The organism is Type-F symbiont of Plautia stali (genome assembly GCF_059731105.1).
In genome coordinates, this window is record NZ_AP035909.1 from 1,730,616 (window position 1) to 1,746,849 (window position 16,234).

Genomic DNA, 16,234 nt, shown 5'->3' on the forward strand with positions numbered 1-16,234 from the left:
GCAGGCTGTGGGGGCGGTGCGTCGTGCAGGAAAGGCCTGCCTGATCGCAAAGGATTCCTGCCTCCCTGCGGATTGGGCTCGCCCTCCCTGGCTCGCACACTTTGCTCTTCAGGCAGGCCTTACCTGCCCGGCTGAAGGCGGTGCTTCCTTTCGTTCAAAACGCTGCGTGCTAATCCGTTACATCGCCCGCTTCATGGGCAGAGGGGCAACCAGCACTTTCACGCCCAGCGCTTCGAACGCGCTGACCTGAGCGGGGCTGATGCCGCTGTCGGTAATCAGATAGTGAATGTGGCTCCAGTCGCAGGGCAGCGCAAACATCGATACTTTGTCGATTTTGCTCGAATCGGCGACCACGTAAACCGTGCTGGCCGATTTGATCATCGCCAGTTTTACCTTGATGTCGGTTTCACTCGGAAAGCTCAGGCCGAGACGCGGCGAGATGCAGGCGGTGGCCAGAAAGAGTTTCTCCGCCAGCACGTTCTCAAAGAAACTGGCCGCTTTTTCGCCAGAGGTGGAGAGTGTCGGAAATTTAAAGGTGCCCCCGGTGAGCAGGATGTTGATCCCCGGCTCGCCACCCAGCTTCAGGGCGATATTCACCGCGGTCGTTACCACGGAGAGACGCCGGATATGGCTGAGGGCATCAGTGATGGCCGTGGTGGTGGTGCCGGAATCGAAAATCACCGTATCGCCATTTTCGATGTGCTGCGCCGCCAGTCGGCCAATTGCCTCTTTCTCTTCCAGATGTGTCTGCCGCTCCAGCAGCATTGCACCGCTGTTCTGTTTACCGGTCATCAGGGTCGCGCCGCCGTGATAGCGCTGTACAAACCCCTGTTTTTGCAGCATACGCAGGTCGCTGCGCAGGGTGGCCTCCGTCAGCCCAAAGGTCTCCGTCAGGGCTTTAACCGTGACGGTGCCATCCTCACGGATCATCTCCAGAATTTTCTCGCGGCGTTGCTGCATGTCAGCGAACTGCTCACTTTTGCTTTTCAATCGAAATGCTCCCTTTTCCAGTGACCTGACGGGTCGGGCGAACAGGCTCTTTGTGGCTGAGTTTAACGCGCCCTTTTTCTGAATGCGAGATGGCCCGGCGCATCATTGATTTTCGAATGAAAATAAAAAGCAGACAGGTTGTTGAATCTCTCACGCTTTCCGGATCGCGCCTGTCAGGCTTTATTTCACTACTGCAAGCCAGATCACGCCTTTTCAATCAGATAAGCGGCGCGGGCTGTGAGATGGTCGAAATTTGATCTGCTCCACATATCATTTCTTTTCGATAGCATATATTTTTGTTCGAAAATGAGTAAGCCAACGGCATCAGCAAAAATCTGAGGGGAAGAGTGGGATGAGTGGTGAATATGACGTAAACCTGCGCTACGGCGTGGATACCGCCCTGAATCTGGGTGACAAAGTGGCCGTCGTGACCGGCGGGCTGGGCGGGATTGCGATGGCCACCAACGGCATGCTGCTGGAGAAGGGGGCGCGTCTGGCACTGCTCTATCCGCCGTTTGAAGCGGAGAAGGTTGCCAGTCTGCAGAAGGACTTTGCCGCCGACCGGGTCCGGTTTGTCTGCTGTGACGTTACCGACCCCGCCTCTGTCGACGCCGCCTTTGAGACGGTGGTTGCCCACTATGGCCGCATCGACATTCTGGTGAACTGCGCAGGCTACGTGATGCTGCAGCCGGTGGTGGAGACCGACTTTGCTGAGTGGCAGAAGCAGATCGCCGTCAACCTCACCGGGCCTTTTCTCTGCTCACAGGCGGCTGCACGACAGATGATCCGGGCGGGTGCGGGCGGCAAAATTATCAATATCGCCTCGCAGGCTGCCTCGATCGCTATCGACAACCATGTCGCCTACACCTCAGCCAAAGCGGGCCTGCTCGGCATGACCAAAGTCATGGCGAAAGAGTTTGCCCCGCATCGTATCAACGTAAACACCCTGTCGCCCACCGTGGTGCTGACGCCAATGGGCGAAAAAGCGTGGCGCGGCGAGAAGGGCGAGCAGATGAAAAAGCTGATCCCGCTGGGACGCTTTGCCTACACCGACGAGATCGCCGCCGCCGTGCTCTTTTTCGCCAGCAACGGCAGCGACATGATTACCGGCGCGGACCTGATGATCGATGGGGGCTTCACCATCTGGTAACGCCACGCTGACACCCGGGAATGAACACCCTGACATAACGATAAGCGAGAACATCATGAAAAACCGTACCCTGCTGTGTAGTGCCGTGGCTGCCTGCCTGGTTTCGCAGGCGGCGTTTGCCGCCGAAAAAGGCACCATTATGATCCTGGTTAACTCACTCGATAATCCCTATTACGCATCAGAGGCCAAAGGGGCCAATCTCAAAGCGCAGGAGCTGGGCTACAAAACCACCGTGCTGTCGCATGGTGAGGATGTGAAGAAGCAGAGCGAACTGATCGACGCCGCGATTGGTAAAAAAGTGCAGGGTATCGTGCTCGATAACGCTGACTCCACTGCCAGCGTAGCGGCCATTAAAAAAGCCAAAGATGCCGGGATCCCGGTGGTGCTGATCAACCGGGAAATTCCGGTGGATGACGTGGCGCTGGCCCAGATCACCCACAACAACTTTCAGGCCGGCTCAGACGTGGCCAACGTCTTCGTGGAAAAGATGGGTGAAAAGGGTAAGTACGCCGAACTCGCCTGCAACCTGGCGGATAACAACTGCGTGACACGCTCGAAATCGTTCCATCAGGTGCTGGATCAATATCCCGACATGCAGAGCGTGGCGCGTCAGGATGCCAAAGGCACGCTGATCGACGGCAAGCGCATCATGGACAGCATCCTGCAGGCGCACCCGGATGTAAAAGGGGTCATCTGCGGCAACGGTCCGGTGGCGCTGGGGGCGATTGCGGCACTGAAAGCGGCGGGGCGTGACGACGTGATTGTGGTGGGGATTGACGGCAGCAACGACGAACGCGACGCGGTGAAAGCCGGCACGCTGAAAGCCACCGTCATGCTGCAGGCGCAGGCGATTGCCGCCGAAGGAGTGACCGATCTCGACAACTTCATTCAGAAAGGCGTGAAGCCGGAAAAACAGCGGGTGATGTTCCGCGGCATTCTGATCACCCCGGAGAATGCCAAAGGCGTTCAGGACTTCAACTACAAGTCGTAATTAACCGCTGCCGCGCCTGCGCTGGCGGGCGCATGGGAGAAGAAGATGTCCCGAAAAGTCTGGCTGACGCTGGTGGTCGTGCTGCTGAGTGGCTGCCGAATTGTGTCGCAGCAGGAGCTGGCTGACCTGAAAAATCCCCCTAACCCGAAGATGGCTGATATTGACCAGATGTGGCAGCAGAAGCTGGTGCCGCAGCTTCAGGCGGAGGCGCGGCCCGTGTCAGCGCTGCTGACCTCAATGCGGTCAGCCAAAGATTTTGACACTGCCTGTCAGACCGAAGGCTATCGCACTCAGGCGGAGAATCCCTGCATCTTCAGCGTCTCGGTACAGGGCGATGTGACGGCAGTCAACACTACCTCACGCAGCGGAAAGATGACCGTAAAGGATGAATCAGGTGACAGTGTCACTATTCAGATCGGGCCGATCATCCGTGGCACCGCGCTGCGTGATGGCTACCGGGGCGCAGGTTATCAGGATTTTAACGACCAGGTGCTGTTCGGTGACTTCGGTAAGGCGATTAATCAGCACGCCTCGCAGATGATGCAGCACTTCGCGCCGAAGGTGGGCGATAAGGTGAAGGTGACCGGCGTGTTCAGCAGCTGGGACATTCCGCAACAGCTGCCGGATATCACCCCGGCCGCCATTTCCCGGCAATAAGGAGCGGCAGATGCAGCAACCTCAACAGCCCGGCGATGTAATTATTGAAACGCGCAACCTGTCGCGTCTTTACCCCGGCGTAACCGCACTCGATCAGGTCAACTACCGGGTCTACCGCAACAAAGTGAATGTCCTGATCGGCGAGAACGGCGCCGGGAAGTCCACCATGATGAAGATGCTGGCCGGCGTGGAGACCCCCTCGTCGGGCGAGATTCTGCTGGATGGCCGGCCGGTGTCGCTTCACTCCACCCAGCAGGCAGAGAAACAGGGGATCAGCATCATTTTTCAGGAGCTGAACCTGTTTCCCAACATGAACGTCATGGACAACATCTTTATCGCCAACGAGTTTTTCCAGCGCGGGGTGATCAACGAGAAGTATCAGTATGCGCTGGCGAAGTCGCTGCTGGAGAGGCTGCAGCTGGATGTCGATCCCTTTGCGCCGCTGGGCGAGCTGGGTATCGGTCATCAGCAGTTGGTGGAGATCGCCCGGGCGCTCTCCAAGGATACCCGGGTGCTGATCATGGACGAGCCGACCAGCGCGCTCAGTCAGTCGGAGGTGAAAGTGCTGTTCAGCGTCATTGAGCAGCTCAAGCGGCGCGGCGTCACCATTATCTACATCTCCCACCGGCTGGAGGAGCTGATGGAGATCGGCGATCACATCACGATTTTCCGCGATGGCCGCTTTATCAGTGAGCGCGAGGTACGCGACGCCAGCGTGCCGTGGATTATCGCGCAGATGGTGGGCGACCGGAAAAAACAGTTCGACTTTCAGCCTGCCCCGCAGGGGGAAACCGTGCTGGAGGTGGAGGGGCTGACTGCCCTGCATCAGAACGGTGGTTACAGGCTGAATGCGGTGAGTTTTACGCTGCGCAAGGGGGAAGTAATCGGCATCTATGGCCTGCTCGGCGCCGGTCGGACAGAACTGTTTAAAGGGCTGATTGGCCTGATGCCCTGCCAGTCGGGCCGGGTGCGGCTGGCGGGCCGCGATCTGGCGAAACGCAGCTTCCAGCAGCGGCTGAAAAGCGGCATTGCGCTGGTGCCGGAGGATCGTAAAGGCGAAGGGGTGATTGAACTGATGTCGATCACCGCCAACATGACGCTCTCGGACTTCAGCCTGCGCGGCTTTCGTCGGGCACTGGGGCGGCTCAACCCGCGTCGCGAGCAGCAGCGGGTCAGTGAGATGATCGGCCATCTGGCGATCAAAGTCAGCGATCCCGACCTGCCGGTCACGTCGCTGAGCGGCGGTAATCAGCAGAAGGTGGTGCTGGGTAAGGCGCTGATGACCGGGCCGCAGGTGGTCCTGCTGGATGAGCCGACACGCGGCATCGACGTGGGCGCGAAGACCGATGTCTATCACCTGATTGGCAATCTGGCGCAGCAGGGGCTGGCGGTGATGTTCTCCTCCTCCGAACTGGATGAGGTGATGGCACTGGCGGACCGGATTTTAGTGATGGCCGATGGCCGGATAACGGCCGATCTGCCCCGCGCAGCGGCCACGCGCGAACACCTCATCGCGGCATCAACCCCGCAGGATTAAGCGGGCCGGAGAATCTGATGAACCAAAAATATCTGCTCTACATGTACCTGCTCAAAGCGCGCACCTTCATTGCGCTGCTGATCGTGGTCTGCTTTTTCAGCGTGATGGTACCGAACTTTCTTACCCCCTCTAACCTGCTGATCATGACGCAGCACGTGGCGATCACCGGGCTGCTGGCGATAGGGATGACGCTGGTGATCCTGACCGGCGGCATAGACCTCTCGGTGGGCGCGGTTGCCGGGATCTGTGGGATGGTGGCGGGCGCGCTGCTGACCAATGGCATTCCGCTATGGGGCGGCAATACGCTGTTCCTGAACGTGCCCGAAGTGATTCTGGTGGTGGCCCTCTTTGGCATCCTGGCCGGACTGATTAACGGCACGGTGATCACCCGGCTGGGCGTGGCGCCCTTTATCTGCACCCTGGGCATGATGTATGTGGCGCGGGGCGCGGCGCTGCTGTTTAACGATGGCGGCACCTACGCCAATCTGGTCGGGCTGCCCGCCCTGGGCAACACCGGCTTTGCCGTGCTGGGGTCCGGCACCCTGCTGGGCGTCTATCTGCCTATCTGGCTGATGCTCGGCTTTTTACTGCTGGGACTCTACCTGACGCGCAAAACGCCGCTGGGGCGCTATATCTATGCCACGGGCGGCAACGAGTCCGCCGCACGGCTGGCAGGGGTGCCGATCATCAAAGTTAAAATCTTTGTTTACGCCTTTTCCGGCCTCTGCGCCGGGCTGGTGGGGCTGGTGGTGGCGTCTCAGCTGCAGACCGCGCACCCGATGACCGGCAACATGTTTGAAATGGACGCTATCGGGGCCACCGTACTGGGCGGCACCGCGCTGGCGGGGGGACGCGGGCGCGTCTCCGGCTCGATTATCGGCGCTTTCGTTATCGTCTTCCTGGCGGATGGCATGGTGATGATGGGCGTCAGCGATTTCTGGCAGATGGTGATTAAAGGGCTGGTGATTGTCACGGCCGTGGTGATTGATCAGTTCCAGCAGCGTCTGCAAAGCAAAGTGGTGCTGCTGCGTCGCCATGAAAAAAAGCCGCAGCCGGCACCCCTCACTGATGTGCGTCACACGTAACAGGAGCAATGATGAACGGAAAACAGCAGGGAAAAACTGTCGTGATCACCGGTGCCTGCCGGGGGATTGGAGCCGGTATCGCCGCGCGGTTCGCCCGCGACGGGGCGCGGCTGGTGATGGTGTCCAATGCGGACCGGGTGTTTGCCACCGCCGACCAGCTGCGGCAGCAGTATGGCAGTGAGATTCTGGCGCTGCAGGCTGACGTGACCGATGAAGCCGCGGTGCAGCAGCTCTATCAGCAGGCCGCCGAACGCTTTGGTCAGATAGATGTGTCGATCCAGAATGCGGGGGTCATCACCATTGACCGGTTCGATACGCTGCCAAAAAGCGACTTTGAGCGGATTCTGGCGGTCAATACGACCGGCGTCTGGCTCTGCTGTCGTGAAGCGGCAAAATATATGGTGACGCAGCGCAGCGGCAGCCTGATCAACACCTCGTCGGGGCAGGGACGGCAGGGCTTTATCTACACGCCGCACTATGCCGCCAGCAAAATGGGGGTGATTGGCATCACGCAGAGCCTGGCGCTGGAGCTGGCCCCGTGGAACATCACGGTCAACGCCTTTTGTCCCGGTATCATTGAGAGTGAGATGTGGGATTATAACGATCGGGTCTGGGGAGCGATCCTCAGCAGCGAAAAGAAAACCTACGGCACAGGTGAGCTGATGGCGGAGTGGGTCAACAACATTCCGCTGAAGCGCGCCGGACAGCCGGAGGATGTGGCCGGACTGGTGGCCTTTCTGGCCTCCGAGGATGCGCGCTACATCACCGGTCAGACCATTAATGTGGATGGGGGTCTGATCTTCTCCTGACGGCGTCGGACGCGGCTGGCCTGCCGCTCAGGCAGGCTTTTTCAGCCAGACTTTTCTGTTATATGCACATTTTGCCGCTGCTGTCCTGCATCGCCGTCACAATATGTTAAGGTAATGATTGATAATTTGGCTTTTGTTGCAGCAACGAATCAATCAATTTACCAGGTGACATGATACGGAAAACGGGTTTTCTCGCCTTAATCACGCTGTCGCTCTCCGCGATACCCGCCGCGCACGCGTTTCAGACCGACACCGCCGTGTCAGAGACGCCATTCGACGATCCCGCGCGCTACAGTGACGCCCTGCCGACCCTCGGCAGTGTCAGCGATCAGGATGAGGCGTGGAGCAAAAAGCTGGCGGCCGTCGCCAAAAGTATCGGCGAGGCGAGCAAAAACGACAGCAACGTCACGTTTGGCCAGCAGGCGGGCATCTGGGCGTTCAATCATCTGCGGGATGAGGTGGCCGAACGGGTAGAGAGCGAAGGGCAGTCGCTGCTGTCGCCTTACGGCACTGCACAGCTCGATCTGAAAGTGGACATGGACGGAAACTTCACCGGCACCGGCGGCGATCTCTTCAGCGCCCTGGCCGATGAAAACAGCCTGCTCACCTTCAGCCAGCTTGGCCTGCACGAAACTGACGATGGGCTGGTCGGCAACGCCGGACTGGGCCAGCGCTGGGAGGCGGGTAACTGGCTGCTGGGTTACAACGGCTTTGTCGACCGCACCTTCAGCAGCGGCCTGCAGCGCGCCTCGGTCGGCACAGAGGCGTGGAGCGATTCGCTGCGCCTCTCCGCCAACTACTATCAGCCTCTCTCCGGCTGGAAAAACCTGAGCGATTCCCGGCAGCAGCGGATGGCGCGCGGCTATGACATCACCAGCCAGAGCTATCTGCCGTTCTACCGGCAGCTCGGCGTGTCCGTGAGCTATCAGCGCTATCTGGGGGAGAATGTCGATCTGTTTAACAGCGGCAACCGCTATCACAACCCTTCCGCCATGTCGTTTGGTCTCTCCTACACGCCGGTGCCACTGGTGACGCTCTCCGCCACCCACAAAACCAGCAGCGCCGGCGAGAGCCAGGATCAGCTGGGTCTGAAGCTCAACTACCGTTTCGGCGTGGCGCTGCGCCGCCAGCTCGATGCCGATAACGTCGCCGAAGCGCACTCGCTGCGCGGCAGCCGCTACGATACGGTGACCCGCAGTGAGACGCCAGTGCTCGCCTTCCGTCAGCGTAAAACCCTGTCGGTCTTTCTGGCGACCCCGCCCTGGCAGCTCAGCAGTGGCGAGAGTCTGCCGCTGAAGCTGCAGGTGCGCGCCAGTTATGCTATCCGGGCGGTGAGCTGGCAGGGCGATACGCAGGCACTGAGCCTGACACCGCCTGCCAACAATGCCGATCCGCAGGGCTGGAGTGTGATCCTGCCGCAGTGGGACCCGTCACCCGATGCCAGCAACGAATATCGCCTGTCGGTAACGCTGGAGGATAGCAAACAGCAGCGCGTGACCTCGAACTGGATCACCCTGAAGATTGCGCCACCGATGCCGATGGATGACGTGTCGCAGAACGATCGCTTCGATCTGATGGCTCCCGGCGCGGCGCTGTAACCACCTCCGCGGCCTCTGCGGCGGCGTTGTCCCGCCTGCGCTGCCTGAGCCGGGCGGGGGCTGAAAAGCAGTAACATCATGTTGCAATCATCAGCCGCAACTATCGCAGCAATGGATAAGGCGTGACGGGAAAATGCCGATAACTACAGCAGTTCCCACTCCTTTTCGGATTTGCTGATGCGCCTGAATGTACTGAAAACTCTGCTTCCCTCTTTTATCCGTCAGCGTGGCCTGCACGCTGCCGCGTCGTTCACGTCGCTGGGCGGCGCCATGGCCGTGATTGAGTTCACCCCGGCTGGCATTATCCGCCGGGCCAGTCCGCTGTTTCTGGCGACGATGGGATACCGGGCGGAGGAGATCGTGGGTCAGCATCACCGCATGTTCTGTCCGCCTGCGCTGGTGAACTCGGCTGAATATCAGCGTTTCTGGCAGCGCCTCGCGGCAGGGGAAAGCTTCAGCGACAAATATCTGCGGCTGGCTAACGGCATGCGCCCGGTCTGGCTGGAGGCCAGCTATATTCCGGTGACCGATCGACGCGGCCGGGTGTTCAAAATCATCAAGATCGCCGCCGATATCTCAGAGAGGATGCAGTCGTCGCTGGAAAAGGAATCCATCATTAATGCGATCAGCCGCTCGATGGCGATGATCGCTTTCAGCCCTGACGGGATCGTGCTGGAGGCAAACGACAACTTTCTCCAGGCCACCGGCTATCAGGCTGCGGAGGTGGTGGGACAGCATCACCGGCTTTTCTGTTCAGCGGAACTTTCAGGGAGCGAGGAGTACCGTCAGTTCTGGGCGCGGCTGAATCAGGGTGAATTCTTTTCGGGGCAGTTTCCCCGGCTCAACCGGCGGGGCGAACCGCTCTGGCTCAGGGCGACCTACAATCCGGTCTTCAACAGCGACGGGCAGCTCGACAAAATTGTGAAGTTCGCCACCGATGTGACGGAGCAGGTGCTGCGTAATCAGCAGGAATATGACGCGGCGCTGAACGCCTGGAATATGGCGGTTCAGACGCGGGGCAGTGCGCAGGCCGGGGCCGATGTGATTGAAAACAGCATTCAGAAAATCAGCCAGATCGCTCAGGAGATGGGCGTTGTGTCGGCCGATGTCTCGCGCCTCAACAGTCAGTCTGCCAGCATCGATGGCATGGTAGAAACCATCCGGCGTTTTGCAATGCAGACCCGACTGATCGCCCTCAATGCCGCCATAGAGGCGGCGCGGGCAGGCGCGTCGGGCCGCAGTTTTGCCGTCGTCGCGGCCGAGGTGCGCACCCTGGCCGCCAGCGTCAGCAGCGCGACCGAGGAGATCGAACGGGTTGTGGCGGGCAATAACGAACTGGCGCGAGAGGTGCTGCGTGGCATTGAAACGTCGCTGGCGAGTACCGGTCAGGGAGTGAGCCTGATGCGTGAGGCAGGCGAGGTTATCGCCAGCATTCAGAAAGATTCGGAGCGGGTTGAGAGCGCCGTGCGTGAGGTTGCCCGGGCGGCACACGGCGAGTAGTCGCCCATAAAAGGCGGGCTGAACAGTCCGCCGCAACAGCGGCCCGGCAGGGCCTGCATCCCGTCAGCCTGTCGTCCGGCAGCGCGTCTGTCAGCGCACGATGGCCATCACCACCCGTAATGCATGGGTATAGATATCTCTCTGGCCGTTGACGGAGCGCGCCTCCTGCTGCCGGAGAAACGCCAGGATCTCCTCCGCGCCCGCTGGCTGGCCAGACTTCAGCAGGCTGGCGACCGCGTGGCCGACCACGGCATGCACCTCATCCATGTCGACCGGTTTATTCGTGCTCAAAGGCGACCCCCGCGCAACAGTGTTGCTGAATGTTTTCTGAAAGCGGTCTGCCGAAGCGATGCCGCAGGCCCGGGCTGGCCGCCGCCCTGATGTGTGCGGCCATCATGGCAACGCCTTCACTAATTTGTCCCGCAGCGTAGCGACCTGGGCTGTCAGATCGACGAGCTCATGGCAGGCCGTATCCATCACCGAAATCATATCTGCCGGCACGCCCGCCGCCGTCACTTTAAGCTGGTGGCCCTGCTTGGTCAGGGAGACCCATACCCGGCGCTCATCCTGGCCGGTATCACGCTGGCGGCAGATCACGCCCGCACTCTCCAGCCGCTTAAGAAGCTGACTGAGCGTGCCGGAGTCGAGCCGGACGCGCGCCCCGATTTCGGAAACGGTCAGGCGATCTTTTTCCCACAGCACCAGCAGCACCAGATACTGCGGATAGGTCAGCCCTAGCGGCTTCAGCCGTGACTGATACAGTTTCGTCATCGCGAGGGAGGCGGAGTAGAGCGCAAAGCAGAGAAACTGATCGATCGTTTCCGGTGCTGCGACAGGCGGCGTTTCACAGATCCCCGTGGTTTCATCGTTCATATGTTTACTCATTCTGAGTCGGGGGTGGGGGGCGGCATCCTGATGCGTCTCCGCTGTAAGGGCACCGCAGCTGCTCCGGGTCGGCAACCCTGGCGGCCGCCTCGCGTTACGCTGTCAGACATCCACTTTGTCAGGGGCCGTTACGGCGGGAAGAAAACTGTTCCGTTTCCGCCGCATGGAAAGGCAGACCAGTATTGAGTCAAATCAAATTGAAGTCAACCCAACCGGCAGCCACGCGGGGTGCACAACGTGCTGAAGCGGCTGCGCGTTCAGCACGTCTCCACCCGCCACGTTCGGTGCGGCGTGGTCTGCCGGAGAGCGTTAAACCGTGAAGGTCTCGACCATGCCGCGCAGATCGCGTGCCTGGGCCAGCAGTGACTGCGAGGCTGACGAGGACTCCTCCACCAGCGCGGCGTTGTTCTGGGTAACCCCATCCATCTGACTTACCGCAACGCTGACCTGAGAGATACCCTGCATCTGCTCGCTGGAGGAGAGTGAGAGGTTGTCCATCGCATCGGCCAGTTCACCGACGCGGCTGACAATCTTCAGAATACGTTCACCCGTTCCCGCCGCGACGCTCACACCGCCTTCGACCTGCGTCACGGCCTGCTCAATCAGCTGTTTGATGTCACGGGCTGCTGTGGCGCTGCGCTGGGCCAGTGAACGGACCTCACCGGCAACGACCGCAAATCCGCGACCCTCTTCACCGGCGCGCGCCGCTTCCACGGCGGCGTTGAGCGCCAGAATATTGGTCTGGAAGGCGATCCCTTCAATCACCGCGGTGATATCCCGGACCCGGACCGCACTCAGCGAAATCTCCTGCATGGTCTGCGCCAGACGATGCACATCCGCTTCGCCGTCATGGGCCAGCATGGCCGCCTCGCGCGCAGAACCCGCTGTCTGCTGCGCGCCTGCGGCATTACTTTTCACTGTGGCGGTCAGCTGCTCCATACTGGCTGCGGTTTCCTGCAGGGCCGCGGCCTGCTCTTCGGTGCGTGAAGAGAGTTCCGTGTTACCCTGGGAAATCTCATCGGCCGCCAGCGCAACCGACGCCGACGCGTCTTTAATCTGCGTGACCATGCCGCGCAGGTGTGTCTGCATGCTGTTCAGTGAGGCGAGCAGGCTTGTCGTGTCACCCGTCCGCAGCGTGACCGGCGAGGTGAGATCACCCGCCGCGATCGCTGCCGCCAGCGTCTGCGCCTGGATCGGTTCGCCGCCCAGCTGGCGCATCAGCATCCGCACAATGAATGTGCAGGTGGCGATCGCCGCCAGCAGGGAGATGACCGCCAGGATTATCAGTATGCGGGTGGTGCGACCAATGCTGTCGCTGTTCTCTACGACGGTATCCCGGCTGCTGTGCATCTCAAGCTCGGTCAGCTCGTCGATCGCCTTCAGCAGGCTTTGCTGTGCCGGTCGCACCACGGTTAACAGATAGCTCGTGACTTCCTGCTGACGGTTTTCCAGCCCCAGCTTCCCCGCCGTCATCAGCGTGGAGAGGGCCGCACCCTCGCTGGACTCAATCCTGCCCATCGCTTCCCGCCCGGCCTGCCCGGCGTCCGTCTGCATCATGCGTGCCAGCGCTTCGCGGTTGCTGACGTAGAGGTCCCGCTGTTTCTGCAGGCGTTCCCACTCCGGCTGCATCGCCTTCGGATCGGTCAGCAGGGCAAGGTTGCGCACGGCTATCGCCATATCGCGAACGCCGCCCCGCATATCGAGCACCGTCTGATACTTTTTCAGCCGCACATTCACCACCTCGTTCATGCCATCGCGGGCACTGTCCAGGGCGTGAATCGCTGTGCCGGCACAGATAACCAACAGCAAAATCAGTAAACCAAAACCTGCACTCAGACGCGTTGAGATTTTCATGTGTTCTTCCGGAAGGGTTCATCAGTTAAGACGGTATCGGCCGTCAGGGGCAATTCTGGAGGGGGTGGCATTAACTAAATTGAGCACAATTTATTATTGTGCTATTCAGGCACTTAGCCCGCAAGAAACCCGCAGGGGGACAAATTTATCCGGTCGGACCTGTTAAAGCGCCTGCCGCTGCCGATAGATCCCTGATTGGCATGAGTGATCTCTCCGGCACATGCCGGTCAGGAGCGATCTTCTGCCTCACTGTCACACAGCCAGTGAGAACGCCTGATTGGTACCAGGCAGAACAAAAGGGGTCATTATTGTCAGCCACGCGCAGACCGTGTTTAACCATCACGCCCCGGTTTTTTACAGAAAAATTAAAACAACACTCTGACACCTTTCATCACCAGGAATTAACGCATGCGCCTGAAACTTTTCTGGCTCGCAATGCTGAATATTGCGACCATCTTTTTACTTTCCACGTTGTGGGAATATGGGCTTGAGGCGCACCTCGCTCATCTGCTCGGCCTGAGCTATAACCTGGATTTTGAAACCAGCGAACGCTTACGGTTCATCCTGACATCGACCGCTTTCGCCGGGCTGGCGATGGTGATTCCGGCGCTGCTGATTGCGGGTCTGATCCGCAAAACGCTGCTGGCCGAAAAAAATGCGCTCAGGCTGGCCGGAACCGATGCGCTGACCGGCGTACTCAATCGCCGATCGTTCAATGCGCATATCGCCGCGCTGGATGCTTGCGGGATGCCCTATACCCTGACGCTGCTTAATATCGATGATTTCAAAACTATCAACGATCTCAACGGCCATCGTCAGGGGGACACTATCCTGGTGGCGCTCGCATCGATGCTGACCGCGTCGGCTGGCACGGAAAGTCAGGTGTTTCGCATCGGTGGCGATGAGTTTGCCCTGGTCGTGGCGGCGTCTCAGGCCGAGCAGGCGCTGCTGGAGGCTGGCAGGATCTGTGAGCATGCCTCATCCATCCGCACCGGGCCGCATACCGTTATGCACCTCTCTGCCGGTATTGCCAGTTCTGACTGTCCCGGACAGGAGGATGTGGTGCGGGCCGCCGATCTGGCGCTCTGTGAGGCGAAGCGCAATAAAGAGGCCTGCCTGGCCCGTTTCACGCCGGATATGGCGTTGCGCTTCCTGCAGCGGGAGAAGCTGGAGCATGAGGTCGCCGCCGCCGTCAGCGGGCATGCCATCGTGCCTTTCCTGCAGCCGCTGGTTTCGCTGCGCACCGGCAACATCACCGGGTTTGAGATCCTGGCGCGCTGGATCACCGCCTCCGGTCAGACGGTGGCACCCGCTCAGTTTCTGCCCGTGGTGGAGCGGCTCGGGCTGATGGACAGCCTGACCGTGGCGCTGCTGCAGGATGCCGTCAGCGCCACGCGGGCATGGCCTGCCGGGCTCGGTCTGTCGCTGAATATCACCCCGGAGCAGCTGCTGAGACCTGCGCTGACCAACTGCCTCTCCGCCATTATGCAGCAGGCCGGGCCGGTGATGCTGGAGCTCGAAATCACTGAACAGAACGTGATGGCGATCTCCGACGATGCCCGGCAGGCGATCAGACGCCTCAGGGAGGAGGGGATTGGGGTCGTGCTGGATGATTTCGGCACCGGCTACTCCAACCTGTCGGTGCTGCTGGGGCTGGGGATTACCAAAATCAAAATCGATCAGTCGTTTATTGCCGGGATCGTCACCGGGTCGGAGCAGCGCAAGGTGGTGGAAACCCTGCTGACGCTCTGTCAGGAGCTGAACGTCATTATTACCGCAGAAGGTATTGAGGATGTCTCAACGCTGAGATGGCTGAGAAAGCGCGGTTGTGACTACGGTCAGGGCTATCTCTTCAGTCGTCCGATACCGGCTGAGCAGGCTACACTGCTGCTGGCGTCGGCGGATGCAGAGGGATTCATCCAGGAAGCCGCCGTCTCCGTTATTGAGCCAGACCCGGAGGCTCAGCTGGCACAGCGATAAAAAAACGGGCCCGGCAGCGTGTGCCGGGCCGCACGGGCATCAGAACTGATAGATCAGACCCACGGCCGTAATATCATCCGTGGCCAGATTAAGCGGGTTGTTGTCTTTCAACAGGTTGATGCGGTATTCGCCATAGACCGACATATTCTTGTTGAAGTAGTAGGTCGCACCCACCGCAGTGTATTTAACAATGTCGGCGTCGCCGATATTCTCAATCTCTTTACCTTTCGATGAGACGTAACCCACAGACGGACGGAAACCATTCAGGAACTGATACTGAGCAACGGCTTCAAAGTTCTGCGCCTTGTTCGCGAAACCGTTGGTGATCGGCGTGGCGTTCAGGGTTTCACCATACATCGCGGCCAGATAAACCTGGTTCGCATCATATTTCACTGAGGTCGCCCAGTGCTGCGCTTTTTCACCTTCACCGCGTGGGGCGGCGTTCTGCGCCGTTGTGCGATCCAGGCTGGCAAAGGCCCCGGCGAAGCTCAGGCCGAAATCGAAGTCATAAGAGGCAGAGAGGGCAAAGCCATCGCCGTTAGAACGACGAACGCCGTCGGTGTTAGCGCTGCGATCGTTTTTACCCTGATACTGCGCGGCAACGTTTAATCCCTGAACCAGGCCAAAGAAATCGCTGTTACGCCAGGTCAGCACGCCGGTTGAGCGGCCAGAGAGGAAGGCGTCGGTGTAGCCGGAATCGCCGCCAAAGAAGGGCAGCATATCGGTGTAACTCAGCGCGTCATACACCAGGCCGTAGTTACGTCCATAATCCAGCGCACCGGCTTCGCCAAACTTCAGGCCAGCGTAACCCAGACGGGTACGGTTGCCGCTCTGCGCATCGCTGCCTTCTGAGTTGTGCAGGCTGTACTGATACTGCCAGAAACCGTAGCCGGTCAGCTGATCGGTAATCTTAGTTTCGCCTTTAAAACCCAGGCGGGAATAAGAGGAGGTATCACCGTTGTTCTTATCGTCGTCAGAAAAGAGGTGCGACACGTTAATCTTGCCGACCAGATCCAGCTTATTTCCATCCTTGTTATAAATTTCTGCGGCCTGCACTGAAGAGAGGCCGAGCAGTAACGGCATGACAGCCGCCAGTAAAGTGCGCTTCATCATTTATTCATTACCCTGTATTCATTAATTATTATGCCCCGGCTGCGGGGTGAAAAGAAAATGACACAAAAAGTTAAAATTACAAAGC

General features: G+C 59.5%; 14 protein-coding genes. 9 read left to right on the forward strand and 5 right to left on the reverse strand.

Annotation, left to right across the window (positions count from 1 at the left end; translation table 11 throughout):
* Positions 1-177 precede the first annotated feature (177 nt).
* The gene (locus tag AC6I7A_RS08145) at positions 178-990 is read right to left on the reverse strand and encodes a DeoR/GlpR family DNA-binding transcription regulator (RefSeq protein ID WP_046101701.1); all 813 of its coding nucleotides are present in this window, start codon (positions 988-990) and stop codon (positions 178-180) included.
* 352 nt (positions 991-1,342) lie between these two features.
* Between AC6I7A_RS08145 and AC6I7A_RS08150 the strand changes: the two genes are divergently transcribed.
* From AC6I7A_RS08150 to AC6I7A_RS08185, 8 genes are all read left to right on the forward strand, one after another.
* Entirely contained in the window at positions 1,343-2,140 is a 798-nt protein-coding gene (locus AC6I7A_RS08150; RefSeq protein ID WP_009090586.1) for a GolD/DthD family dehydrogenase, read from the forward strand.
* 55 nt (positions 2,141-2,195) lie between these two features.
* Positions 2,196-3,131 (forward strand): D-ribose ABC transporter substrate-binding protein, encoded by a 936-nt coding sequence (locus AC6I7A_RS08155; protein WP_046101702.1) that lies wholly within the window; start codon positions 2,196-2,198, stop codon positions 3,129-3,131.
* A 45-nt stretch (positions 3,132-3,176) separates the two neighbouring features.
* Positions 3,177-3,788, forward strand: a complete 612-nt coding sequence (locus tag AC6I7A_RS08160; protein ID WP_058956588.1) for a DUF2291 family protein — start codon at positions 3,177-3,179, stop codon at positions 3,786-3,788.
* Between the two features lie 10 nt (positions 3,789-3,798).
* Positions 3,799-5,325 carry a sugar ABC transporter ATP-binding protein gene (locus AC6I7A_RS08165; protein WP_046101704.1) on the forward strand — a complete coding sequence of 509 codons (1,527 nt, stop codon included), beginning with the start codon at positions 3,799-3,801 and terminating at the stop codon, positions 5,323-5,325.
* Positions 5,326-5,342: 17 nt separating this feature from the next.
* On the forward strand, positions 5,343-6,410 hold the full coding sequence (locus tag AC6I7A_RS08170) for an ABC transporter permease (protein WP_009090581.1): 1,068 nt from the start codon (positions 5,343-5,345) through the stop codon (positions 6,408-6,410).
* Between the two features lie 11 nt (positions 6,411-6,421).
* Positions 6,422-7,219, forward strand: coding sequence for a glucose 1-dehydrogenase (locus tag AC6I7A_RS08175; protein WP_058956587.1), 798 nt, complete (start codon positions 6,422-6,424; stop codon positions 7,217-7,219).
* A gap of 170 nt (positions 7,220-7,389) precedes the next feature.
* A complete protein-coding gene (locus AC6I7A_RS08180; protein WP_058956586.1) occupies positions 7,390-8,817 on the forward strand; it encodes a YchO/YchP family invasin in 1,428 nt (475 codons plus the stop codon).
* A 177-nt stretch (positions 8,818-8,994) separates the two neighbouring features.
* A complete protein-coding gene (locus tag AC6I7A_RS08185) occupies positions 8,995-10,317 on the forward strand; it encodes a methyl-accepting chemotaxis protein (protein ID WP_150030004.1) in 1,323 nt (440 codons plus the stop codon).
* Between the two features lie 90 nt (positions 10,318-10,407).
* Here the strand turns inward: AC6I7A_RS08185 and AC6I7A_RS08190 are convergent, their stop codons facing one another.
* The 3 genes from AC6I7A_RS08190 to AC6I7A_RS08200 all read right to left on the reverse strand — a co-directional run bounded on the left by AC6I7A_RS08190 (position 10,408) and on the right by AC6I7A_RS08200 (position 13,056).
* Positions 10,408-10,608, reverse strand: a complete 201-nt coding sequence (locus AC6I7A_RS08190) for a hypothetical protein (protein WP_046101707.1) — start codon at positions 10,606-10,608, stop codon at positions 10,408-10,410.
* 102 nt (positions 10,609-10,710) lie between these two features.
* The gene (locus AC6I7A_RS08195; RefSeq protein WP_230200817.1) at positions 10,711-11,190 is read right to left on the reverse strand and encodes a MarR family winged helix-turn-helix transcriptional regulator; all 480 of its coding nucleotides are present in this window, start codon (positions 11,188-11,190) and stop codon (positions 10,711-10,713) included.
* A 321-nt stretch (positions 11,191-11,511) separates the two neighbouring features.
* The gene (locus AC6I7A_RS08200) at positions 11,512-13,056 is read right to left on the reverse strand and encodes a methyl-accepting chemotaxis protein (RefSeq protein ID WP_058956584.1); all 1,545 of its coding nucleotides are present in this window, start codon (positions 13,054-13,056) and stop codon (positions 11,512-11,514) included.
* A gap of 408 nt (positions 13,057-13,464) precedes the next feature.
* Here AC6I7A_RS08200 and AC6I7A_RS08205 point away from each other — a divergent pair, with 408 nt between their 5' ends.
* Positions 13,465-15,036 carry a putative bifunctional diguanylate cyclase/phosphodiesterase gene (locus AC6I7A_RS08205; RefSeq protein WP_058956583.1) on the forward strand — a complete coding sequence of 524 codons (1,572 nt, stop codon included), beginning with the start codon at positions 13,465-13,467 and terminating at the stop codon, positions 15,034-15,036.
* Between the two features lie 39 nt (positions 15,037-15,075).
* Here the strand turns inward: AC6I7A_RS08205 and AC6I7A_RS08210 are convergent, their stop codons facing one another.
* Positions 15,076-16,149, reverse strand: a complete 1,074-nt coding sequence (locus tag AC6I7A_RS08210) for a porin (protein ID WP_046101710.1) — start codon at positions 16,147-16,149, stop codon at positions 15,076-15,078.
* Positions 16,150-16,234 lie beyond the last annotated feature (85 nt).

Coding starts and splice junctions, on each gene's coding strand:
- AC6I7A_RS08150 (WP_009090586.1), top strand. CDS start 1,343: ATGAGTGGTGAATATGACGTAAACCTGCGCTACGGCGTGGATACCGCC.
- AC6I7A_RS08155 (WP_046101702.1), top strand. CDS start 2,196: ATGAAAAACCGTACCCTGCTGTGTAGTGCCGTGGCTGCCTGCCTGGTT.
- AC6I7A_RS08160 (WP_058956588.1), top strand. CDS start 3,177: ATGTCCCGAAAAGTCTGGCTGACGCTGGTGGTCGTGCTGCTGAGTGGC.
- AC6I7A_RS08165 (WP_046101704.1), top strand. CDS start 3,799: ATGCAGCAACCTCAACAGCCCGGCGATGTAATTATTGAAACGCGCAAC.
- AC6I7A_RS08170 (WP_009090581.1), top strand. CDS start 5,343: ATGAACCAAAAATATCTGCTCTACATGTACCTGCTCAAAGCGCGCACC.
- AC6I7A_RS08175 (WP_058956587.1), top strand. CDS start 6,422: ATGAACGGAAAACAGCAGGGAAAAACTGTCGTGATCACCGGTGCCTGC.
- AC6I7A_RS08180 (WP_058956586.1), top strand. CDS start 7,390: ATGATACGGAAAACGGGTTTTCTCGCCTTAATCACGCTGTCGCTCTCC.
- AC6I7A_RS08185 (WP_150030004.1), top strand. CDS start 8,995: ATGCGCCTGAATGTACTGAAAACTCTGCTTCCCTCTTTTATCCGTCAG.
- AC6I7A_RS08195 (WP_230200817.1), bottom strand. CDS start 11,190: ATGAACGATGAAACCACGGGGATCTGTGAAACGCCGCCTGTCGCAGCA.
- AC6I7A_RS08200 (WP_058956584.1), bottom strand. CDS start 13,056: ATGAAAATCTCAACGCGTCTGAGTGCAGGTTTTGGTTTACTGATTTTG.
- AC6I7A_RS08205 (WP_058956583.1), top strand. CDS start 13,465: ATGCGCCTGAAACTTTTCTGGCTCGCAATGCTGAATATTGCGACCATC.
- AC6I7A_RS08210 (WP_046101710.1), bottom strand. CDS start 16,149: ATGATGAAGCGCACTTTACTGGCGGCTGTCATGCCGTTACTGCTCGGC.